Source organism: Gordonia sp. GN26, from assembly GCF_054823965.1.
In genome coordinates, this window is sequence record NZ_JSYC01000170.1 from 22,057 (window position 1) to 44,370 (window position 22,314).

General features: G+C 68.6%; 22 protein-coding genes and 1 pseudogene. 15 read left to right on the top strand and 8 right to left on the bottom strand.

What is annotated here, in order from left to right; genetic code table 11:
* The first annotated feature begins 114 nt into the window (after positions 1-114).
* Both msrA and OK17_RS22010 read left to right on the top strand, forming a co-directional pair.
* Positions 115-828 carry a peptide-methionine (S)-S-oxide reductase MsrA gene (gene msrA, locus OK17_RS22005; RefSeq protein WP_461418758.1) on the top strand — a complete coding sequence of 238 codons (714 nt, stop codon included), beginning with the start codon at positions 115-117 and terminating at the stop codon, positions 826-828.
* A gap of 1 nt (position 829) precedes the next feature.
* Entirely contained in the window at positions 830-1,921 is a 1,092-nt protein-coding gene (locus tag OK17_RS22010) for a winged helix DNA-binding domain-containing protein (protein WP_461418759.1), read from the top strand.
* Here OK17_RS22010 and OK17_RS22015 read toward each other — a convergent pair.
* Positions 1,890-2,657 carry a VOC family protein gene (locus OK17_RS22015; protein WP_461418760.1) on the bottom strand — a complete coding sequence of 256 codons (768 nt, stop codon included), beginning with the start codon at positions 2,655-2,657 and terminating at the stop codon, positions 1,890-1,892. The two genes, OK17_RS22010 and OK17_RS22015, sit on opposite strands and share 32 nt — an antisense overlap.
* A gap of 99 nt (positions 2,658-2,756) precedes the next feature.
* On the opposite strand from OK17_RS22015, the gene OK17_RS22020 reads away from it, so the two are divergent.
* The 5 genes from OK17_RS22020 (at position 2,757) to OK17_RS22040 (ending at position 7,160) form a co-directional block, all read left to right on the top strand.
* Entirely contained in the window at positions 2,757-3,620 is an 864-nt protein-coding gene (locus OK17_RS22020) for a S49 family peptidase (protein WP_232718370.1), read from the top strand.
* Positions 3,621-4,010: 390 nt separating this feature from the next.
* A complete protein-coding gene (locus OK17_RS22025) occupies positions 4,011-4,373 on the top strand; it encodes a rhodanese-like domain-containing protein (protein WP_232718371.1) in 363 nt (120 codons plus the stop codon).
* Positions 4,374-4,483: 110 nt separating this feature from the next.
* The gene (locus OK17_RS22030; RefSeq protein WP_232718372.1) at positions 4,484-5,368 is read left to right on the top strand and encodes a DUF4328 domain-containing protein; all 885 of its coding nucleotides are present in this window, start codon (positions 4,484-4,486) and stop codon (positions 5,366-5,368) included.
* Positions 5,365-6,174 (top strand): glycerophosphodiester phosphodiesterase, encoded by an 810-nt coding sequence (locus OK17_RS22035; RefSeq protein ID WP_006868046.1) that lies wholly within the window; start codon positions 5,365-5,367, stop codon positions 6,172-6,174. The genes OK17_RS22030 and OK17_RS22035 overlap by 4 nt, the downstream gene beginning before the upstream one ends.
* Before the next feature lie 62 nt (positions 6,175-6,236).
* Positions 6,237-7,160: a DUF5926 family protein gene (locus OK17_RS22040; RefSeq protein ID WP_232718373.1), complete on the top strand. Its 924-nt coding sequence runs from the start codon at positions 6,237-6,239 to the stop codon at positions 7,158-7,160.
* 78 nt (positions 7,161-7,238) lie between these two features.
* On the opposite strand, the gene OK17_RS22045 is transcribed toward OK17_RS22040, so the two are convergent.
* Positions 7,239-7,775, bottom strand: a complete 537-nt coding sequence (locus OK17_RS22045) for a ferritin (RefSeq protein ID WP_232718374.1) — start codon at positions 7,773-7,775, stop codon at positions 7,239-7,241.
* Positions 7,776-7,871: 96 nt separating this feature from the next.
* Complete coding sequence (locus tag OK17_RS22050; protein WP_461418761.1) at positions 7,872-9,065, bottom strand: LCP family protein; 1,194 nt, start codon at positions 9,063-9,065, stop codon at positions 7,872-7,874.
* A 252-nt stretch (positions 9,066-9,317) separates the two neighbouring features.
* Between OK17_RS22050 and OK17_RS22055 the strand changes: the two genes are divergently transcribed.
* A complete protein-coding gene (locus tag OK17_RS22055; protein ID WP_232717533.1) occupies positions 9,318-10,670 on the top strand; it encodes an APC family permease in 1,353 nt (450 codons plus the stop codon).
* 13 nt (positions 10,671-10,683) lie between these two features.
* On the opposite strand, the gene OK17_RS22060 is transcribed toward OK17_RS22055, so the two are convergent.
* A complete protein-coding gene (locus OK17_RS22060) occupies positions 10,684-11,481 on the bottom strand; it encodes a CPBP family intramembrane glutamic endopeptidase (protein ID WP_232717532.1) in 798 nt (265 codons plus the stop codon).
* A gap of 41 nt (positions 11,482-11,522) precedes the next feature.
* Positions 11,523-12,275 (bottom strand): DUF2470 domain-containing protein, encoded by a 753-nt coding sequence (locus tag OK17_RS22065; RefSeq protein ID WP_232717531.1) that lies wholly within the window; start codon positions 12,273-12,275, stop codon positions 11,523-11,525.
* A gap of 161 nt (positions 12,276-12,436) precedes the next feature.
* Here OK17_RS22065 and pheA point away from each other — a divergent pair, with 161 nt between their 5' ends.
* Together pheA and OK17_RS22075 are read left to right on the top strand one after the other, a co-directional pair.
* Positions 12,437-13,405, top strand: coding sequence for a prephenate dehydratase (gene pheA / locus OK17_RS22070; RefSeq protein ID WP_461418762.1), 969 nt, complete (start codon positions 12,437-12,439; stop codon positions 13,403-13,405).
* On the top strand, positions 13,405-14,064 hold the full coding sequence (locus tag OK17_RS22075) for a histidine phosphatase family protein (protein ID WP_232717529.1): 660 nt from the start codon (positions 13,405-13,407) through the stop codon (positions 14,062-14,064). The genes pheA and OK17_RS22075 overlap by 1 nt, the downstream gene beginning before the upstream one ends.
* On the opposite strand, the gene OK17_RS22080 is transcribed toward OK17_RS22075, so the two are convergent.
* The 3 genes from OK17_RS22080 to OK17_RS22090 all read right to left on the bottom strand — a co-directional run bounded on the left by OK17_RS22080 (position 14,065) and on the right by OK17_RS22090 (position 16,209).
* The gene (locus OK17_RS22080) at positions 14,065-14,565 is read right to left on the bottom strand and encodes a hemerythrin domain-containing protein (RefSeq protein ID WP_006868056.1); all 501 of its coding nucleotides are present in this window, start codon (positions 14,563-14,565) and stop codon (positions 14,065-14,067) included.
* Positions 14,566-14,664: 99 nt separating this feature from the next.
* On the bottom strand, positions 14,665-15,015 hold the full coding sequence (locus OK17_RS22085) for a metallopeptidase family protein (protein WP_461418763.1): 351 nt from the start codon (positions 15,013-15,015) through the stop codon (positions 14,665-14,667).
* Between the two features lie 3 nt (positions 15,016-15,018).
* The gene (locus OK17_RS22090; protein ID WP_461418764.1) at positions 15,019-16,209 is read right to left on the bottom strand and encodes a septum formation family protein; all 1,191 of its coding nucleotides are present in this window, start codon (positions 16,207-16,209) and stop codon (positions 15,019-15,021) included.
* Between the two features lie 97 nt (positions 16,210-16,306).
* On the opposite strand from OK17_RS22090, the gene OK17_RS22095 reads away from it, so the two are divergent.
* The 5 genes and pseudogenes from OK17_RS22095 to OK17_RS22115 all read left to right on the top strand — a co-directional run.
* Complete coding sequence (locus OK17_RS22095; protein WP_461418765.1) at positions 16,307-16,723, top strand: ankyrin repeat domain-containing protein; 417 nt, start codon at positions 16,307-16,309, stop codon at positions 16,721-16,723.
* Positions 16,724-16,798: 75 nt separating this feature from the next.
* Positions 16,799-18,058 (top strand): serine--tRNA ligase, encoded by a 1,260-nt coding sequence (gene serS / locus OK17_RS22100; protein WP_461418766.1) that lies wholly within the window; start codon positions 16,799-16,801, stop codon positions 18,056-18,058.
* Between the two features lie 14 nt (positions 18,059-18,072).
* Positions 18,073-19,011, top strand: coding sequence for an EamA/RhaT family transporter (locus OK17_RS22105; protein WP_461418767.1), 939 nt, complete (start codon positions 18,073-18,075; stop codon positions 19,009-19,011).
* 110 nt (positions 19,012-19,121) lie between these two features.
* On the top strand, positions 19,122-21,860 hold the full coding sequence (locus OK17_RS22110; RefSeq protein WP_461418768.1) for an ATP-binding protein: 2,739 nt from the start codon (positions 19,122-19,124) through the stop codon (positions 21,858-21,860).
* Positions 21,861-22,002: 142 nt separating this feature from the next.
* A pseudogene (locus OK17_RS22115) lies at positions 22,003-22,314 on the top strand (HNH endonuclease); the annotation flags it as partial.

Here is a 22,314-nt window from a genome sequence, read left to right on the forward strand (position 1 = left end):
CGGACGTGACGGGTGTCACATGCCAGGATGTGACCGCCATCATAAACAGACTGGGACGGCTGACTCAACTCGGGAACTCAGGAGACGTCCAGGCGGCGCGCGTAGACTCGGCGCATGTCTTGGCTCGAGCAGCTCTTCGCCGCCAGTTCGCACAAGCAGGAACTCATCGCGGCCGATTCCGCACTACCCGGACGCGACACCGAGATCACGGTCCCCGGAGTCCATCTGGTTCTGGAGACGCCCATGCGTGGACGGCCGGAGGCCGACGGCTCCTACGCCAACGGCGGAATCGGCACCTTCGCCGACGGCCTGTCCGCGGTGATCCTGGCGGGTGGCTGCTTCTGGGGGATCGAGGAGATCTTCTGGCAGGTCCCTGGTGTGTACACGACGGCGGTCGGTTACGCGGGCGGCCACACGCCCAACCCGACTTACGAGGAGACCTGCACCGCGCGCACCGGCCACACCGAGTCGACGCTCGTCGTCTTCGACCCGGCGGTCATCGACCTCGAGGGAATCCTCAGGATCTTCTGGGAGTCGCACGATCCGACTCAGGAGATGCGTCAGGGCAACGACATCGGTACCCAGTACCGGTCGGCGGTCTACACCCTCTCCGACGACGACGCCACGATCGTCGAGGAGTCGGCGGCGAAATTCCAGACCGCGCTCGATGCCGCCGGCGTCGGGTCGATCGCCACCGAGATCAAGCCGCTCGCCGCTGCGGGTGACGGACACTTCTACTACGCCGAGGATCTCCACCACCAGTACCTGGCGAAGAACCCGCACGGTTACCGCTGCCACGCGGCGACCGGGATCAGCTACCCCGCCTGAGGTGTCCGAGCCGATCACCCTGCGGCAGTGGAATCGCACCCTGCTGTCCCGCCAGCACCTGTTGGAACGCGTCGACGAGGACGCGATCGAGGTGCTGGACCGGTGTGTCGGGCTGCAATCCCAGGACCCGCGTGCGGCGTTCTTCGGATTGTGGTCGCGTATCGAAGGATTCGACCCGGCCGAACTCGACGAACTCCTCACCGAGCGCGAGGTCGTGCGGATCGCGTTGCTGCGTTCCACGGTGTTCCTCATCGACGCCGAGGACGCCCGGTGGATACGGCCGCTCGCCGAGCCGATCCTCCGGCGTGAGATCGCCGAAGCGCACGTCCCGAGGCTGGTCGACGCCGATCCCTCGCGGGTGATCGCCGATGCCGCCGAACTCCTGGCCGGCCGCGAACTCTCCGGCGCCGACCTGGGAAAGCAACTGGCGCTGCAGCATCCGGCAGAGAACCCGTCGACGCTCACCGGGATCGCCCGCTGCGGACTCCCGCTCGTCCAGGTGCCGCCGCGCGGACTCTGGCGGGGCCGCGGGGCGCCCACCTACCGGTTGTTCGACGAATGGGCCGGTCCGGGCGAACCGGCGGTCGAGGGCGAGGATGCGCGAGCAGACCTGATCCGCCTGTACCTGCGCGGCTTCGGCCCTGCCACCGTCAAGGCCATCCAGACGTGGGCGGGCATGACCGGACTCAAGGCGCTCGTCGAGAAAATGGAGGCCGACTGGGAACTGGTCCGGCTGACCGGTCCGCACGGCGAGATCCTCTACGACCTCGACGGACTTGGCCTCGCCGACGCCGACGCTCCCGCGCCGGCCAGGCTCGTGGCGCCGTTCGACCACGTCATCGGCGTCTCGGCCGACCGCGCCCGGGTCGCCGACCCGGAGCTGTTCCGGCGGACCGTGACACCCAACGGTCGCTCGCCCGGCTTCGTCTTCGCCGACGGATTCCTCGCCGGCACATGGCATCTCGATGCCGACGCCGGGGTACGCATCGAGATGCTGCGTGAGGTCTCGAAAGCCGAGGAGCGGGAGATCGACGCCGAGGTCGAAAGGCTGCGCGAGTTTCTCAGTCGCCCGTCCGCGGATTACGCGAGGTGATGCAGTACGGGCGTCCCACCGGGTCGACCATCGTCGTCCAGTGCGGATGGTGCTCGATCGCGCGGGCGCCCCAGCCCTCATGGCGCGCCACCTCGTCGGGGACCGAGTTGGTCGCGAGGTCGAGGTGCCCGGTCGCCGGTGACGACTCGTCGGGCATCGTGCCGTCTGAATCGGATTGCCTGCGCTGCAACAGGATTCCGATGGTGATCGCCGGGTCGCGGCGCAGGGCCACGAGTTCGGGTCGGGAGCCGGGCGGTTTGAGCGGCCATCCGGTCAGCGCCGTCCAGAACGCGACCTCGGCGTCGAAGTCGGCTGCGGGGATGTCGATGCACAACTGGTCGATGATGCTGATCGCGTCGCCGGGCCACCTGATGGGCCGCGACCGTGTGGACTCGCCCTCCCACGGAACAAGGCAGAACACGAAACCGGCGGGGGATCGGAGGACGAGGTGGGTGCCGGCGTCGTTGCTCAGCGTCGCGCCCAGTCCCACGGCTTCCTCGGCTGCGGCGTGCGGGTCGTCGGTGTGGATGTCGAGGTGGACGCCGCCCGGACCGTCGTCGACCCGTTGCACCCGGAGGTGGGGGTCGCCGTGGAACGGTTCGAGGGAGGCGAACTCGCGGTGTTCGCCGCGGGGCGGCGACACAGTGCTACCCGCGATCGCGCGCCAGAAGGTCACTTCGGCACCGAACTCGTCGGCTGGGAAATCGAGGAATGCGCGGAGCCACCTGACCTGCACGCGGGAGAGTCTACGGTGCCAGTGCACCCGGTGCGCTGCGGAATGCGCAGGCGCCCCACGTGAAACAGGAAGCGGTTGGCCGCCATTAGACTCGGGCAGATGACTGCAGGACCGCTGGCGGCGGTGGGCAAGAAGTTCGCGAAGTCGCGTGCCGAGCACGTCGCGGTGGTCCGACTCGACGGCCCGATCGGCGCAGCCGGCATGGGCAAGCACGGGCTGACCACCGACACGGTCGAGCCGGTGCTGAAGCGGGCGTTCGCCACCGACCGGCTCAAGGCCGTCGTCGTCGTGATCAACTCACCAGGTGGTTCGCCGGCGCAGTCGGAGTACATCGCCGAGCGCATCCGGCAGCTGTCCGCGGAGAAGGGCGTACCGGTCCTGGCGTTCTGTGAGGACGTAGCGGCGTCCGGCGGCTACTGGGTCGCGTGCGCGGCGGACGAGATCTTCGCCGCCCACACGTCGATCGTCGGTTCCATCGGAGTGGTGTCCTCGGGGTTCGGCTTCTCGGCCCTGCTCGACCGGTTCGGCGTGCAGCGTCGTCTGTACGCCACCGGGGAGAACAAGGCCCGGCTCGACACCTTCTCGCCCGAGGTGGCCGAGGACGTCGAATGGCTCAAGGGTCTCCAGGGGCAGCTGCACGAGGCATTCATCGCATGGGTCCGGCAGCGTCGGGGCAAGAAGCTGACGGCATCCGACGAGGAGCTGTTCAACGGCGACGTCTGGGTCGGGCGTCGGGCGGCCGAACTCGGCCTGGTCGACGGCATCGGCGTCATGCGTTCGGTGGTCGCCGAGCGGTATCCCGACGCAGAGATCACGGTCATCGAGGCACCCAAACCGTTGCTCGCGCGTCTGGTGGGCAATCAGATGACGGTCTCCGGTCTGGCCGAGAGCCTCACGTCGGGCGTGATCGCCGCGATCGACCGCGCCCCCGCGGTGCGGACCGGGTTTTTACACCGTGACTGACGGGTAGTACCAGACCCAGTTCGGGGGGTTTCCCCAAGGGTTTGTCCCCACGTTATCCACAGGTGTGTGCACTGGAAAGAAAATGCACCACCGGGCGACCACTGCAGTTTGGTGAATTTCCTACGCGCACATTGGTCCAAACGAGTGATCGCAGTCACATCGACGAGGCCTTTGGCCAGGGTTTTTCCACAGTTTCCACAGCCTCATCCCCAGGTTGACGGTGAGGTGTGGATTGTGGACAGTTGTCCGCCCGGGGCATGTGGATAAAACTATGACGATCAGCATAGGTCGCGTTGGGCGGTCTGTACGATTCCGAATGTGAGCTTCACAACACTGCCGGAAATGGCTGTGGAGGTGACGTGACGCCGACGGCGCCCCGACTGTGCCACCATGGAAATCGTGACCATGGGCGACATCACGCAGGTGCCGGTGACCGATTTGCCGGACGACTTCACTCAGACGGCCGACGCGGTGATGCTCGACGTCCGTGAGGACGACGAATGGGCGAACGGGCACATCCGCGGCGCCGTCCACATCCCGATGGCCGAGATACCGGGACGACTCGGCGAACTCGACCCCGACGCCGACCTCTATGTGGTGTGTCATTCGAGCGGACGCTCGATGCGGGTGCTGCAGTATCTCGCGCAGGTCGGGTACGACGGGATCTGCGTGCGCGGCGGAATGCTCGCGTGGCAGGAGCACGGCAAGCCCGTCGAGACCGGCACCGGGGACGGCGGGGGCGACGCCCACTGATGATCGACCTCTGTCCGCGGTGCCGCATCCAGGCGCCGCACCGCCCCGGGCGCGAGCACTGCCCTCGCTGTGGCGGCCCGCTGAGCGTCGTCGACGATGCCGCTCGGGCGATGTCCGCACCCGCGCGCCCCGTGACCCCCGCACCGCCCCGGACGGCGCCGACCGGCCGGCTGTACCGGGGTCGCAACGTCCGTTGGATCGCGCGGCGGCCTCCCGAGGCCATCCCCAGTCGCCGTGGACCGTCGGGCCCGCGCGGCCCGCGTCTCATCCCGCGCTACGTCTACATCCCGACCTGGGGACTGCACGACGAACCGGTGACCGCCGACGCGACGCACGACCGGATCGACTCCTCGCGGGCACGCCTGCTGTTCGCGCTCGTCGTGGCCGGCACGGCGCTCGCGGCGTCTGCGGTCATCCATCTGGTCCGCTACATCCTGCTGGCCGTCAACCGCACCCAGCCGCTCCCGGACCCGCTGATCGTGGTCTCGGACTGGTTGATCGTGTTCGCGGGTGTGGCCGCCTTCCTGGCCTACGTCTGGGCGACCCTCGCCTTCGTCCGCTGGGTGATGGACCTGCGGGCCGGTACCTATGAGGAAGCCCGACTCCTCGACCCGAGGCGTCCGCTGTGGGTGGGGTTGCTGGTGGGGGTTCCGCTGGTGAACCTGGTCGGTGCACCGCTCGTGCTCGGCGAGGTCGTGGCCCTGCGCGTGGCCCACGATCCGTCCCTCGACGCCGAACGTGTCGGCCGCCGCGTCCGCCGGCTGTGGGTCGCGTGGGTGGTCGTCACCGTCACAGCTCTGCTGGCGCTGATCGCCCGCGCCGTCGCGTGGGGGTCGGACTCGGTGCAGACCGGGGCCAACGCGCTCGCCATGGTGATCCTCAGTGCGGCCGTCTCGGCCGCCTTCGCCTTCTGGATGGCACGCCGCGTGCCGGTGCTGTTCGACGCCGCCACGGCGGTCCCGGTCCCGAAGAGAAGGTGGGTGGCGGTCGGATGAACTCAGGTGTGAACGTGGGCGCGGCCGAGAAGGTGTCGCGTTCGGGTAAGCCCGCGGTGGTCGCGCACCGCGGCGCCTCCGGTGACCGTCCGGAACACACCCTGGCCGCATACGAGCTCGCACTCGCGCAGGGCGCGGACGGACTCGAATGCGATGTCCGGTTGACCGCCGATCACGAACTCGTCTGCGTCCACGACCGGACCGTCGACCGCACGTCGAACGGTTCCGGCATCGTCAGCGAGATGACGCTCGCCCAGCTCCGCGAACTCGATTTCGGGAGTTGGCATTCCGCGGGCGATCCCGCGTCGATCCTGACGCTGCGCGAGCTGCTCACGCTCACCTTGGACTGGCGCCGGCCGGTCCGGTTGTTCATCGAGACCAAACACCCCGTGCGGTTCGGCAGTCTCGTCGAGCAGAAGCTCCTCGAGATCCTCCACGAGTTCGGCGTGGCCACCCCGCCGTCGGCCGATCACAGTCGCGCCGTGGTCATCTCGTTCTCCTCCGCCGGCGTCTGGCGTATCCGCCGCCATGCCCCGATGCTCCCGACCATCCTGCTGGGCGACACCGCCCGCGTGCTCGGTGGCAGTGCGGCGACCGCCGTCGGGGCCACCGGGATCGGACCCTCGGTGATGACCCTGCGGCAGTACCCCGATCTCGTCGACCGCGCCGCCGCGGCCGGACGCGTGACGTATTGCTGGACCGTCGACGAACTGGTGGACGTCCAACTCTGCGCCGACCTCGGGGTGCGCTGGCTCGCCACCAACCACCCGGCCAAGGTCCGTGACTGGCTGGTGACCGTCGACTGAGCGCGGCTCTGCACCTGCCCGGGCTTCTCGGCGCCGCGAGCGGCTCGTGAGAGAGTGGACCGATGGGCAAGAAGAGCAAGCGGGGCAGTGGACCCCGCCCGGGAAGCAATCGCGCCGAGCGGGTCGCCGCTCGTAAGGCTCGGCAGGCGGCGTCGATGGCACCGCCGCCGCGTCCCTTCGCGGGACTGGCCTCCGAATGCGATTTCGTCGCACTGCGGACCTTCGTCGCATCGGCGACCGCGCGTCTCGAACTGACGGAACCCGCCGACACGCGCAACGACGTCTCCCTCGTGACGATCCTGCCGGGTGCCGGTCCGGCATTGGCACGTGAATCCAACGGCGCCACAGAGGGTTTGGTGGGTCTGCAGACCGAGCCGGATCGCATGGCGCCGGCCGTCGAGCTGGCGGCCGCCATCGCGTGGGCCGCGCACGCCGAGGCCGGCAGCGAGTTCGACCTCGAGTCCGCCGACGAATCGCCCTCGCTCGACGAGGTGTTGAAGGCCGACGCAATCCTGGACATCACCGTGCACCAGGACTTCTCGTGGTGGTTCCCGGAGGGCACCGAGGTGCCCGCCGAGATCGCGCCGATGTTCGAGCGCGCGAACGAGTCCGTGCTGCCGACCGCGCGCCTCGTCGTCGAGAGCGGTTCGGGCGCCCCGTGGTGGGTCGATGCCGGCGAGCGGGCACATCTGCGCTGGATTCGCCCCGAGCCCGAGGACGACCTCATGGCCGCGATGGCCCGCCTCCATGCGGCCGGCCGTCTGACGATGGGCGAGGGCTCGCGTTTCGCGGGGTCGTTCCGCACCCATGGCCTGCTGGTCCCGGTCTTCGACCTCGACAACGAGATGCACCACGAGGAGTGGCAGGCGGGTCTCAACCAGCTCGATCAGTGGCTGGGCGAGGCGCTCGCCGACACCTCGGAGCTGACGATCGCCGAGCGGAGCTCGCGCGACGGCATCCGCGGCCGCCAGGTCACCCTGCGCTGAGCACGAACATCTGAAAACCGTTTCGGCGGCGTGACTTCGGGTGAAGTCGCGCCGCCGAAATCGTGTGAGGGCTCGTGCCTAGATGTTGCCTCCGGCAACGGGGGGCGAGGTCGGATCGTCGGCTGTGGCGCTGTTGAACTCGCGCTCGACGAAGTTCTCGAGGTCGAACAGATTGCCCTTGCACCGGTCGGCGATGGTCTGCAGGGTCGTCATGGTCGCGACCTCCTCGACCTGCTCCTTGAGGAACCACTGCATGAACTGCTCGCCGAGGTAGTCGCCGGTGTCACGGGCCGACTTGGCGAGATCGACGATCTGCTGGGTGACCGTCTTCTCCTGCTCGAGAGCGAGATTGATCGGTGCCTTGTAGTCCTCGAACTTGTTGTTCGGGGCGGAGACGCCGGGGATCTCGACCTCCATGTCCCGGTCGAGGAAGTACTGCACGATCATCATGGCGTGGTTGCGCTCTTCGACGGCCTGGCTGTAGAAGAGCTTCGCCAGCTGGGGCATGTCGTGGTTGTCGAAGTAGGTGGCGACCGCGATGTACTGCTGCGAGGCGTAGAACTCGTTGCCGATCTGATCGTGCAGCAGCTGGTGGAACTTCGTGAATTCGGTCATGCGCCCATCGTAGGTGCCGAAAAGTGCCTTCTACCAGCAAGTTCAGGCTAACTAAGGCAAGTCTGACCTGTCTTTGGGCAGCCTGGCCACCCCTGGTCACCCGGCGTCGACGAGCAATTCGTCGGGGATGGGCTGACCTGCGCGGAGGAGGCCGAAGAACTGCTCGGTGGTCTCCGTGACCGGTAGTGCCAGACCGTCATCGGTGTAGATGCTCTCGCCCGTGGGTGTGGTGGTTGTCACCGGGTCGCGGAGCGCGAACATCAGCGAGGCCAGATTCCAGATGTGGTCGCGCTCGTCGACGGTGAGGGAGTCGATGGCGCCGCCGATGAAGCCGAACAGCCGGAACGGATTGAACAGCACGCCCGGGCTGGTCGCGCGGGAGACCAAGGCGGCGAGGAACTTCCGCTGGTTGATGACGCGCTCGAGATCGGCACGAGGGAAGGCGCGGGTCCGGACGAGGCCGAGCGCCTGGCGCCCGTTCAGGTGGTGGCACCCCTTCGACAGTCTGAGTCCGGCCTTGGGGTCGTTGAGCGGTTGGTCGATGCACATGTCGACTCCGCCGACGGCGTCGACCAGGGTGTCGAAACCGCCGAAGCCGATCTCCGCGTAGTGGTCGATGTGGATTCCGGTCAGGTTCTCGACGGTCTGCACCAGCAGCTGCGGACCGCCGATGTTGTACGACGCGTTGACCTTCAGGCTGCCGTTTCCGGGGATCTCGACGTAGAGGTCGCGCGGGATGCTGACGACCGTCGCCTTCCCGTTCCCGGGTGGGTTGTGCACCAGCATGATCGTGTCGGTGCGTGAGCCGTCGGCGTCGCCGGTGGACAGGTTGGTGCGCTGGTCGTCGGACAGGTCGGAGCGGGAGTCGGTGCCGACGATGAGCCAGTTGGTACCGGGTGTGTCCGACGGCCGCCCGGCGTACGCGGGGAGCGCGTCGATGCGGTCGAGACGCGAGTCGTAGTAGAAGAGCAGCCCGGCGCTGCCGAGTACGAACACGAGCAGCAGGATCAGCAGGATCTTGCCGACCCGCAGTGAGCGCCTGCGACGACGCCGGGGACGCGGCGGCTTGGCGGCGGGCGGGGGACCGGCGGCGGGCGGTGCGGGCGGTGCGGGCGGACGCGTCGATGACCGGCCGCGGTCACCTCGGCGTTCGCCGGCCGGGATCGGTTCGGGTTTCTGGGTGGGGGCGTACTGGCCCGGTGCAGCGCCCTTACCCGGGGCGGGGCCGGCTGCCGGGGCAGGGCCGGGCGCCCGACGCGGTGGGGGACCCTGCGCGGGGATTCGCGGCATGGCCTGGGGGTGTGCGGCGGGAGCGGGACCCTGCGGATGGGGGCGGTGGGGTGCACCGGGCGGAGGCCCCTGACGTGGTGGTATGCCCCCCGCCGGCCGCCCGGGCGGTACCTGTGGCCCCGGTCGACCGCGCCGAATGATCGGCGGGTCCTGCTCGTTCATCCCAACCAATGTACGCATCCACCGGTGTTCGGCACGGATTCGACGCAGATCACAGGAATGATCGGCCCGCGACGGGGTATCCGGGTCGCCATGACCGACGATGTGGCCGCACGGCCCGACACCGAGACCGGTGACGATCGCACTCCGCTCCGGCGCGCGATCTCCGGCAAGATGCTGTTCCTGTTCATCCTCGGCGACGTGCTGGGCGCCGGCATCTATGCACTTGTGGGCGAGATCGCCGGCGAGGTCGGCGGGGCCATCTGGGTGCCGCTCGTGGTGGCCCTGGTCATGGCGCTGCTGACGGCGGGGTCGTATGCGGAGCTGGTCACCAAATACCCCCAGGCCGGCGGCGCCGCGGTCTTCGCGCAGCAGGCCTACCGGTCGTCGCTGGTCTCGTTCCTGGTGGGGTTCTGCATGCTGGCCGCCGGTGTCACGAGCGCCGCGGGTCTGGCGCTGGCGTTCGCCGGTGACTATTTCAAGACCTTCCTGAACGTGCCCACGACCGCCACCGCCCTCGTCTTCTTGCTCGCGATCGCGGCACTCAATGCGCGTGGCATCAGCGAGTCGGTGCGCGCGAACGTCGTGATGACGGTCGTCGAGGTGTCGGGTCTGGTGCTCGTCGTCGTCCTGGCCGCGGTTGTCCTCGGCCGGGGAGACGGCGAACCGCATCGCGTGTTCGAGTTCGACAGTTCGACGACCCCCGCGCTGGCGGTGCTGAGTGCGGCGTTGCTCGCCTACTACTCGTTCGTGGGCTTCGAGACGTCGGCGAACGTGGCCGAGGAGGTCCGCAACGTGCGGCGGGTCTACCCGAAGGCACTGTTCGGCGCGCTCATCACCGCGGGTGTCGTCTACGTGCTCGTGGGCCTCGCGGTCTCGATCGTGGTGGCGCCGGATGAGCTCGCCGGCTCGTCGGGTCCGCTGCTCGAGGTGGTCTCCATCGCCGACGTCGGTGTACCCGACAAGCTGTTCTCGCTGATCGCCCTGATCGCGGTGGCCAACGGTGCGCTGCTCACGATGATCATGGCGTCGCGTCTGACGTTCGGGATGGCCCGCGACGGACTGCTGCCCTCGGCACTGGCGAAGGTCCTGCCGGGTCGTCGTACGCCGTGGGCGTCGATCATTGCCACCACCGCCATCGCGATGGTGCTCTCGGCGACCGGTTCGGTGGCCGCGCTCGCCGAGACCGTCGTTCTGCTGCTGCTGTTCGTCTTCCTCAGCACCAACATCGCGGTTCTGGTGCTCCGACGCGACCGCGCCGACACCGATCACTTCCGGGCGTGGACGATCGTGCCGGTGCTGGCGATCGTGACATGCATCGTGCTGCTGACCCAGCAGAGTGCCGAGACCTGGTTGCGCGCAGGCATTCTGATGCTCGTCGGTCTGGCGCTCTTCGGTCTGGCCCGTGCCACCGGTTCGGGTAAGCACACCGAGGCACGCGACTGACCGGTTCCGTGGATCAGCCGACCCAGGAGAGGTGATCGCGCAGCAGCGCGTAGCCGATGAAGGCGACGACGTCGATGACGCCGTGGGCGATGACGAGTGGCCAGGCGCGGCCGGTGACCTGGTAGAAGCGGCCGTAGACGACGCCCATCACCACGTTGCCGAGACCGGCGCCGAAGCCCTGGTACAGGTGGTAGCCGCCGCGGAGGACAGCGCTGGCGGCGAGCGACCGGGTGTCCGAGACGCCGAGCTGGCGGAGTCGGGTGATGAAGTAGGCGACCACCACGATCTCCTCGGCGGCCGCGTTGCCGATCGCGATGAGGATGAGCACGGGCCATTCCCACCAGGTGTCCGCCTGGCTGGGTACGAGACTCGCGTTGAGTCCGAAGGCGCGGGCGACCGCGACCAGCGCGAGACCGGGGATGCCGATGACGGCGGCGAGGACGAGTCCCGCGGGCACGTCGCGGCGCGGGGTCCAGCGGCCGAGCCCGACGCGCGACAGCCCGAGTCCGCTGCGCCACAGCAGGTACACGCCGAGCGCGGCGATAGCGAACAGTCGCAGGATGCTCAGGACCTGACGTGCGGCGTCGATGAGGGCGAGGTCGGAGCGGCTGGGGTTGAGGGCGACGGTCGTCCCGCCGATGCCGCCGGCCAACTGGGCTTCGAGGAGTGCGAGCGCGGCGGAGACCGCGGAGAACGCGAACGTCAGGACGCCGACGATGACGAGTTCGGCGATCAGACCGCGACGCTCGACGCGGTCGGTGACGACCGGGAGGTCGTGGGGCGACGGCCGCAGGTACTCGCACAGAGGCATGCCGGTCAGCCTAGAACCCCTCGCTCCCTGAGGTGCGAGCGTCAGTCGGGCATCGAATTCAGAAACGGGCAACCCGCGAGGTTGCGGAGAGCCCGGGACAGCTCGAAGACGTCGGCTACCGGGCGGGGGAACGGAAGGCGGACGTCGGAGTCGCCGTCGAGGCCCTCGATCCGGAAGCGGATGCCGAAACGGTCGAGGCCGAGAGGACGTACGCGGCCCTGGCGCAGGTCGGTGGGCAGCTTGCGGGCCAGCTGACCGACGAGGTCGGCGTGGTCGGCGTCGAGGTGTTCGAGCCAGCCGGCCTCGCACTCCCAGAACGGATCGGGTTGGGCGTCGGCCAGTTCGGCGGCCGGCACCGACGTCGCGCCGGAACTCGATGCCAGCACTGCGGAATCGACCTGGAGGCGGAGCATCGACGCACCGTGGCCGATGTCGAGCAGGCCGTCGTCGGGGTGTTCGCCGGCGATCTCGATGGCGAGGTCGCGTTCGAGGTCGCGGGGGACCTCGTGGAGCGTGCCGTTGAGCCAGATGACCGAACGGACTCGTTCGCGCAGGTCGATGGGCGCCCAGTCGGTGACCTCGAGCATCGCGGGTGTGCCTTCGGCGCCGCGGACGGCCGCCATTGCCTCGCCGTCGGTGGGGACGAGGACGAAGGCCTGTGACTCGAACAGATGGATGACGTCGATCGGAGTGGTGTCGGCGCCCTCGATGGCGAGGATGGCGGAGCCCCCTCGGCGGCAGGCCGTCTGGATCATCTCGGCATCCGTGGGTCGGTCGGTCGTCGTACGCGTCATGTTGTCTCTCCGGTCGGCGCGGGCGGCTGCGGTGCTCGTCGGCTCTTGAAAGGTAACCCTAACCTAAATACGGGTGGCGCGATCGTCAATGGGTCCTCGGACCGTCGGCTTCCGGGCCTTGCGGCCTGTCCGGTGTGGTCACGCGCGTCCACTAGGCTCGTGTGGTGCCTGTGATCGCCTACTTCGGCCCGCCCGGAACCTTCACCGAGATGGCACTCGACGCGGCCATCGCCGCCCATGACCCCGCACTCGGGGGTCTCGACCTCTCGGGTGACGTGACCAAGCTCGACGCCTCGAGCCCGGCTGCCGCCATCGCGATGGTGCGCAGCGGCGAGGCCGACTACGGTTGTGTGCCCATCGAGAGTTCGCTCGAGGGATCGGTCCCGGTGACGATGGACGCCCTCGTACCGCCGGCGCGGTCCACCGACGGGCGCGTGCAGGTGTTCGCCGAGACCGTCCTCGACATCGCGTTCGCGATCGCCGCGAACGGCCCGCTCGCCCCGGAGGACGTCCGCACCATCGCGGCGTATCCGGTGGCCGCCGCGCAGGTCCGGCAGTCCGTGGCCGAGCTCTTCCCGAACGCGGAGTTCGTCACCTCCGGATCGAATGCCGCCGCCGCGCTGGACGTCGCGTCCGGCAAGGCCGACGCCGCGGTGACGACCGGCCTCGCGGCGGGACTGTCGAGCCTGACTGTGATCGCCGACGGCATCTGCGACGCCAAGGAGGCCACCACGCGCTTCCTGGTCCTCGGACGCCCCGCGGCCCCGACGCGCCGGACCGGCACCGACCGCACGTCGGTGATCCTCGACCTGTCCAACGAGCCCGGCAGCCTGATGAATGCGATGAACGAATTCGCCTCGCGGGGCATCGATCTCACGCGCATCGAATCCCGACCGCAGCGCGACGAGGCGGAAGGCCGGGCCATCGCCGGGCGCTACCGGTTCTTCCTCGACGCCGTCGGCCACATCGACGACGCCGCGGTCGCGGAAGCCCTTGCGGCGCTGCACCGCCGGTGCGAACGGGTCGTCTACCTCGGCTCGTGGCCCGCGGTACGGACGACGGGATCGGCGCCACCCGACCACGCCGAGTCGCTGGCCTGGATCGAATCGCTGCGACAGGGAGAGGTCTGATGGCGCGCCTGCATCTCGTCCGGCACGGTGAGACCACCGCGAACGTCATGCGCCGGCTCGACACCGCGCTGCCGGGCGCCGCGCTCACCGATTTCGGAGCGCGACAAGGTGTTCGATTCGGTCTGGAGAATCGACCGGAACGCGAGGCGGTCCTGTTCAGCTCGGAGGCCCGGCGCGCCCGGCAGACCGCCGAACTGATCAGCACGGTGTGGGACGTCCACACCGAGGCCGTCGACGGCGTACACGAGGTCCAGGCCGGTGAGCTCGAGGATCGCAGCGACCGTGGGGCCCACGACGTCTTCCACGACGTCATGGAGAAGTGGCATGCCGGTGACCTCGACGTGCGCATCCCCGGCGGGGAGTCGCTCGCCATGGTCTACGACCGCTACATCCCGACGGTCGAGGACCTCGCCCGCTCGTACCTGACCGGAACCGAACCGCGCGATGTGTTCCTGGTCAGCCACGGTGCGGCGATCCGCCTCATCGCGGCGCGCCTGGCCGGCATCGACTCGCGATTCGCCGCGGCGACGCACCTCGGTAACACCGGCTCGATCGAACTCGAGTACTCCGACGGCATCTGGGTCTGCCACCGCTGGGGAGCCGAGACCGCACCGTTCGAACGGGTCGACGAGCCGCTGGTCGACGACCCCATGGGCTAGCTACTTGATGATCGCGTCGACCGTCTTCTTCAACGCCGACGGCTGAGACGGGCGTCGTGGTGCCTTCTCCTTGAGTCGGAGCATCTCTTCACCGATCTCCTGGAGATCCTTGCGGCCGAGGGCTTCCCGCACCTTCGGGAACCACTCGTCCTCTTCTTCCTCGATGTGGTGCTCGACGTTCTCGATCAGCACGGTCGTCTTGGCGTCGAACCGCTCGGAATCCGGCTTCAGCGCGGCCAGTTCGACGACGAGGACGTCGGCGACGTGGTGCTCCTCGTAGGACTCGAGGATGTCGTCCTCGAGATCGGGCACACGCTTGCGGATCTCGGGATACATGCACTCGTTCTCGATGTAGGTGTGCACGGTGAGGGCCTCGATGATCTTGTCGACGATCTTGCCCTTGGTCTTGGTGGCGTTCGGGCCCTGGGACCTGAAGTCGCGGAAGAGTTTGCGGATCTCCTTGTGGTCGTCCTTCAGGATGACGATGGCGTCGGTGGACATGGCGGAACTCCTGGATGTGGGCTGGACATCGGGATCTCGGTATTCCGCATTCCGGCCACGATGAAACATCCCATCTGACCTGGGGTTCCGGGGCGGGTTCTAGCCCCAGCCGTTGGCGTGTAGCCAGGCGTCGTCGATCCCGAAGTGGTGGGCGATCTCGTGCATGACGGTGACCGCGACCTCGTGCACCACCTCGTCGCGCGAATTGCACATGGCCAGGATCGGGTCCCGGTAGATCGTGATCGTGTCCGGCAGGAATCCGCCGTAGTCGTGGTCGCGCAGGGTCAGCGCCACACCCTGGTAGAGCCCGAGGATGTCGGGTTCCTCGGGGTTGTACGGCTCGACGAGGATGACGACGTTGTTCATGGCGCTGGTGAGGTCTGACGGGATGGTGTCCAGTGCGTCGGAGACCAGCCCGTCGAACTCGTCGTCGGACATCGGTACGGCCATGGGTCAGCCCGCCGGGGCGGGGGCCTGGTCGGGGTTCGGCGCGATTCCCGGCGGGAGCGGCACCGGCGTCGGGAGAGCGCGACCGGGCGGAGCGGCGGGCGGCGGGACGGGCGCCTTGCCGTTGATCAGCAGCGCTCCGTCCTTGGCGTCACCGACGAGGGTGGCGAACCCGCCGCGCTTGTCGGGCAGACCGAGGTAGCAGACCACCTTTCGGCTGCCGGCGAGCCAGCTCGGCTCGCTGAGGACCGACCACTGCACGTTGAGAGTGGTCTTGTCGAGGGCATCTGCGCCACCGGCGAAGCGCTCGGCCTGTTTCGGGCAGATCGTGCCGAGGTAGTTGTTCTGGGCGCCGGTCGCGGGCCACGGCTTGTTCGACATCCGGTCGCCGAAGCGGACCGCGAGGTCGACGATGCCGGTGGTCTGGAAGGCGTGCGGCTCGGCGCAGTTCACCGGGAACCCGGTGGGGTTGCGGTTCTCCTGGTCGATGCCGATGCAGGTTCCCTCGGGCCACACGTACGACTGGTTCTGGTCGGCGACGCGGCCGGAGAACTGCACGGGCTGACCGTCGGCGCCGTCCTCCTGGATTCCGCAACGGAGTTGCCGGGCGCCCTTGTCCCATTGGGCCTGCGACGGGTACATCATGCCGACCGAGAAGCGGCCCTGCGGGTCGAGGCGGCCGTCGAGGTACTGATCGACGATGACCGGGCACTGTTCGTCGCGGATGGCGGCGAAGCGATCGGGCCCGGGCCACAGCGCGTCCTCGCCGAACTCGACGCCGGGGATGAGGGAGGTGTCGATGCCGCCGGCCACCTCGAAGCGGTGCTTCTGCGCGCATTCGACCGCGGTCGGTTGTCCGGGGTTGCCCTCGGGCCAGTCCAGACAGTCACCGGCCACCGACTGGGTGAAGGCGTTCTGGACGAGGCGTTCACCTTCCCCGACCTTGCTGCCGCCGACGCTGCCGGAGTCGTCGAAGACTCCCATCGCGAAGGCGATACCGCCGGCGACGAGTGCACCGACGACGATCGCGGCCAGCACGACGAAGACGGGGTTGCGCGTGGCGGACCGCGGGGGGCGGGTGGCGGCCTGGGCCGGCTCGTCGTGCGGTTCGGCCGGGTCGACGGGGGTGAAGTCGTCGTCGACGGCGTCGTGCGCGACGTGGTCGGGCTGGTCGCGATCAGGGTCGGGCTCGTTCATCGGGATCCATCATGCCTGGTCGATCCGGTCGGGCACACCCGCATCAGCCGATGCGGACACCGGGTCGCGCCGGCGAGGGCTGCCTACACTCGCGGGAATGCCCGCCGATTCCTCTCCCGTGCCCGGCCCCGACGCCACACCGGATCCCGAGCTGGTCGAACTGGCCACCCGACTGTTCGAGATGGCCCGCGCCGGCGACGCCGCCACACTGGGCGGTTACGTCGACGCCGGGGTGCCGGTGAACCTGCGCAACCAGTCGGGCGACTCATTGCTGATGCTCGCGGCCTATCACGGGCACGCGACGGCGGTCTCGGCCCTGCTGTCGCGCGGCGCCGATCCCGACCTCGCCAACGACCGCGGGCAGACCCCGCTGGCCGGTGCGGTCTTCAAGGGATTCGACGATGTGGTCCGGTTGCTCGTCGACGCCGGGGCCGACCCGCACGGCGGTACCCCGTCGGCCGCCGATGCCGCCGCGATGTTCGGTCGCGACGATCTCCGGGCGCTCTGGAGCTGACCGTGGGCCGGGCCCGGGTTTCACTTCGGTGGCGTGATCGGGTTCGCATCGCGCGCTCCAGTAGGGTTTGAAGGCGTGATCGACCTGAAGATTGTTCGTGACGACCCGGATCTGGTCCGTGCTTCGCAGCGCACCCGCGGCGAGGACCCCGGCCTGGTGGATGCCCTGCTCGATGCCGACGCGGCCCGTCGTGCGGCCATCGTCGACGCCGACACGTTGCGATCCGAGCAGAAGGCTCTCGGAAAGCAGGTCGGCAAGGCGCAGGGTGACGAGAAGCAGGCGCTGCTCGCCAAGGGCAAAGAGCTCGCCGAGCAGGTCAAGGCCGCGGTCGCGCGTCAGTCCGAGGCCGACGAGGCCGCCGCGAAGGCGCACCGCGCGATCTCCAACATCGTCGCGCCGGAGGCTCCCGCGGGCGGCGAGGACGACTACGTGGTCCTCGAGCATGTGGGTGAGCCCCGCGAGATCGAGAACCCGAAGGATCACCTCGAGCTCGGTGAGTCGCTCGGTCTGCTCGACATGGAGCGCGGCGCCAAGGTGTCGGGTTCGCGGTTCTACTTCCTCACCGGCCAGGGCGCCTTCCTGCAGCTCGGCCTGCTCAACATGGCCGCGCAGAAGGCTGCCGCCAACGGCTTCACGCTGATGGTCCCGCCCGTCCTGGTGCGTCCGGAGGTCATGGAGGGCACCGGCTTCCTCGGCGCCCACGCCGACGAGGTCTACCACCTCGACAAGGACGACGACCTGTACCTGGTCGGCACCTCGGAGGTGCCGCTCGCCGGGTACCACATGGACGAGATCCTGGACCTGTCCGACGGACCGAAGCGCTACGCCGGCTGGTCGACCTGTTTCCGCCGCGAGGCCGGCAGCTACGGCAAGGACACCCGCGGCATCATCCGCGTGCACCAGTTCGACAAGGTCGAGGGCTTCATCTACTGCAAGCCCGAGGACGCCGAGGCCGAGCACCAGCGTCTGCTGGGCTGGGAGAAGGACATGCTGGCCGCGATCGACGTGCCCTACCGCGTCATCGACGTCGCCGGTGGCGACCTCGGTTCGTCGGCCTCGCGCAAGTTCGACTGTGAGGCATGGGTTCCCACGCAGAACACCTACCGTGAGCTCACGTCGACGTCGAACTGCACGACGTTCCAGGCTCGCCGCCTCTCGATCCGTTACCGCGACGAGAACGGGAAGCCGCAGACCGCGGCGACGCTCAACGGCACGCTCGCGACGACCCGCTGGCTGGTGGCCATCCTCGAGAACCACCAGCAGCCCGACGGTTCGGTGAAACTGCCGCCGGAGCTCGCGAAGTTCGTCGGCACCGACGTCCTCACGCCTCGGTGATCTGAGCCGGCGTCATGACCAGCGGGATCGTCATCGCGGTGATCGGCGCGCTGGCGTTCGCCGCCGCGGCCGTACTGCAGGCGCTCGGCGCCGAGCAGGTCTCGCAGCGCGCGGCCATCCGTGAGGAGCGGCGACGATCGGCGGCGGCGCACCCGTCGCTGAAGTCCACCGCGCTGACGATGCTGACGGTGCCGTTCCTGGTGGGGTTCGTCTTCGACATCATCGGGTTCGTCGCGACGATCATGTCGGCGCGGCTCATCCCGCTGTTCCTGTCGCAGACCATCATCTCGGCCCGGCTGGTCGCCACGGCGCTGCTCGCCATGGTCGTGCTGAAAGTCGGTCTCACCATGCGTGATTGGATCGCCGGTGCGGTGGTCGTGGCGTCGCTGATCCTGCTGGCGGTGTCGGCCGGCCGCGAAGGAGTGGACCACACCGCGTGGATGCGGTGGGCCGTACTGGTCGCCGGTCCCGCGCTGATCCTCGTCGGTCTGATCGTGATGCGGCGCCTGCAGACCCACATCGCCACGGTCACCGGGCTCATCGCCGGCGCGGTGTTCGGTGTGATGGCGGTGGCATCCCGCATCCTCGATGGCGTCGACCCCCTCGACCTCACCGTCCTGTTCACCGACCCGGCCCTGTATGCGTTGTTGCTCAGCGGCATCGGCGGCTTCTACCTGTTCACCGTGGCACTGCAGACCGGCTCGGTGAACGGTGCCGCGGCAGCGCTCGTCGTCGGGCAGACGGTCCTCCCGGGCGCGGTCGGCATCGCCTTCCTCGGCGACGTCACGCGCGCGGGCTGGGGACCGGTCGCGATCGTCGCCTTCGCCGCGGCGGTCGGCGGGGGAGTGGTGCTCGCGTCGTCGGGTGCCGTCACCGCGGTGGAGACCGCCGACGCCGCGAATGCGCCTCGCGGATACGGACATCCGCCGCGGGAAGTGGGCCGACCCCGCTAGCTCGCGGGACGACGTGGTGGCACGGATTCGATCACCTGGTTCCGGTGGGATACTGCGATCTGGACAGCGGCAGGACGTGGTCTTCGGGTAGGACGGGAACAGGTCGGGGAATGGCAGCCATGGGTGATGCGCGACCGGGGCTGGTCGGGCGGGACGCCGAACTCGCCGCGCTCCGACACTTTCTCGACGACGCTCGGAACGATGGCGCCGCCTTGCTGCTCACCGGCGATCCCGGAGTCGGCAAGACCGCGCTGCTCGACGCCGCCGTTGACACCGCAGTGGACGCGGGTATGCGCGTCATCCGCGGGAGCGGTATCGAATTCGAGTCCGAGCTCGGTTTCGCCGTCCTGCATCAGCTGGTCCTCCCGCTGGCGGCCGAGCTCGACCGTCTACCGGAGTCCCAGCGCGCGGCTCTCGATGTGGCGTTGGGTCTCGGAGACGGTGACGCGCCCAGTCAGATAGCGGTTCTGAACGCCGCGTTGGGTTTGTTCGCCGAGGCCGCGGCCGACGATCCTCTTCTACTCGTGATCGATGATCTGCACGTGGTGGATCAACCGAGCATCGCCGCGATCGGCTTCATCGCCCGGCGGGTGCACGGGCGGCGGATCGGAGTTCTCGCGGCCCGGCGGTCGGGACCCGACGGTGCATTCCGGCCGACCGGCGTCGCCGAACTGGATGTCGCCCCACTGACGGATGCGGACTCCCTCCGCCTTCTCACGCGTCGTTTCGCTCATCTGCCCAGAAGAGTGCTGTCGTCGGTGGCCGACAACGCGCAGGGCAATCCGCTCGCACTGCTCGAGTTCGCCGGGACCACGGGCGCATCGGGTGAGCGCGCCGGCTGGGTGGGTGGGCCGGCCCGAGATGTCAACGCACTCTTCAGCGCTCGGATCCGTCGGCTACCCGAGCGGACCCGCGATCTGCTCCTGCTGGCCGCCCTCGAGGGTTCTGGCGATCTCCGCATCCTCCAATCAGCAGGTGCGCCCGAAGGATTCGACGACCTGGCCCCGGCCGAACGCGATCACCTGGTGATCGTCGCAGAGGACGATCACACGATGCGGTTCCGGCATCCGCTGGTCAGGTCGGCGGTGGTCGACGGTTCCACCGCAGAGCAGCGCCGCGCCGCGCACCGGCGCCTCGCGGACGTGCTGGTCGACCGCCCCGACCGCCGTGGTGTCCACTTGGCGAAGTCGACGACCACGCCTGACGAGTCGGTGGCCTCGGTGGTCGAGGTGGCGGCCCAGACCAGCTTGCGCCGAGGCGATCCCGGCGGCGCGGTTGCGATGTTGCGCCGGGCGGCGGAGCTGAGCCCGGACGCCGAAGAGGGGAGGCGGCGGTTGTCGCAGGCCGCCTATGTGGCCGCCTGGATCGCCGGTGAACTCGACACCTCTCATGAACTGTTGCACGCGATCAAGGGAGTTCCCGGAGGTCAACCTATCGGCGCCACTGCGGCGGCCGCGCTTCTCATCCTCGTCACCGAGGGTGACGCCGACACCGCGTACACCATGTTGATGCCGGCGCTCGAGGCCGCGACATCCGTCGACGGTCCGCGCACCGGCGACGTCGAGGACGCTCTCTTCACTCTCACCCTCGCAGCCGACTATCTCGGCGGTCGCGAGTACTGGCAGCCGTTGATGGACCTCGTCGCGCGATTCCCCGACCCGTCACCGGCATCCGCAGCCACGCTGGCCCGCGTCCACCATGATCTCGGTTCGATGGACAACGAGCAGCTGCGGCGCCTCGACGCGGCGATCGACCGTCTGCGCGATGAGACCGACACCGACATCGTGATCCGCACCGCGCTGGTCGCCTCCTACGTCGATCGCCTACCCGGTTGTCGGGAGTCCGTCACGCGGGTCATCCGCGACGGCGGGGCGGTCGGATCGAGCATGCCCGGTCTCATCTACCTCGCCCTCGACCATCTCTATGCTGCGCGGCTTTCGGCGGCGTCGGATGCCGCCGCGGAGCTCATCGCACTGTCAGAGAAGACCGGGTACCCGTTGTGGGCCCAGGTGGGGCACTATGCCGCGGCGATGGCTGCCGCGGAGCGCGGAGACCTCGACGAGTCCATCGAACACTGCGAGCGGATCTGGGGCTGGTCCGGTCCGCGCCGGGTGCACCGGCTCGTCAAGTGTGCCAACTTCGCCAGGGCCAGGGCGGCACTCGGAGTCGCCGACTTCGAGACGGCCTACCGCCACGCCGCGGAGGTGTGCGCGCCCGGTGAGCTCAACCGGTTCAATCCCGAGGCAGTCTGGGCTGCAGCGGATCTCGTCGAGGCCGCAGTGCGTACCGGGCGGATCGACGACGCCCGTGCCCACGCCGAAGCCTTCCGTAGGGCCGGCCTCGAACACATCTCGTCGCGGTTGGCTCTCATCTCCGGGTTGTGTGTGGCGATGGCGTCAGAACCCGACGAGGCCGTACGGGTACACGAGGAGACACTGGCGATCTCCGACGTGGACCAGTGGCCCTTCGAGACCGGTCGAGTGCACCTCGCATACGGTGAGGTTCTTCGTCGCCAGGGCCGGTCTCGTGATGCTCGACATCAGTTGGACACCGCGCGAGAGTTGTTCACCGACATCGGCGCTCGTTCATGGGGGGACCGTGCGAACACCGAGCTGCGTGCCACGGGGATGAGTCGGGCGCAGTCCGGGTCGAAACTCACCCCGCAGGAACTCGAGGTCGCGAGACTTGCGGCGTCGGGTCTGTCGAACCCGCAGATCGCCGAGCGGTTGTTCCTGTCGCCACGCACCGTCTCGTCGCATCTGTACCGGGTGTTCCCCAAACTCGGGATCACCTCGCGGGCAGCGCTTCGCGATGCGCTCGACGCCGCGGCGGATACCGACCGAGAATGATGTAACCGTCTGCCGCACAGGGTGTTGTCTACCGGCCCCTTGTGGATGGGGATCCGTGTTTGTCGGTGGGGTGATCTAGATTGGTTGGTAACAGATCCGGCCATCCAGGTTGGGCTGTAGACGTTGTGGGGGCAGCGTGGGCATGTGGACCGATCTTCCGGGCGGGTTCCTCGCCGGGGTCGATCCTGCCCACCCCGAATCATCCTCTACCGCAACCCACATGGAACGGCTGCGGGCGATCCGCCACGGCGAAGCGTATCTGGCGTGGTGCCGGTATGAATCGATCGTCACCGTCTACGACCAACTCGTCATCCACACCAGTGGCGGGTTCTTCATCGACCGCTACACCGAGATGGTCACCCGGGTGTGCCGCGAAGCCGCCATCACCCGCTACCAAGCCGATCAGTGGGTCGGTGAAGCCCTTGCCCTGCGCGACCGGTTACCGAAAGTGCTG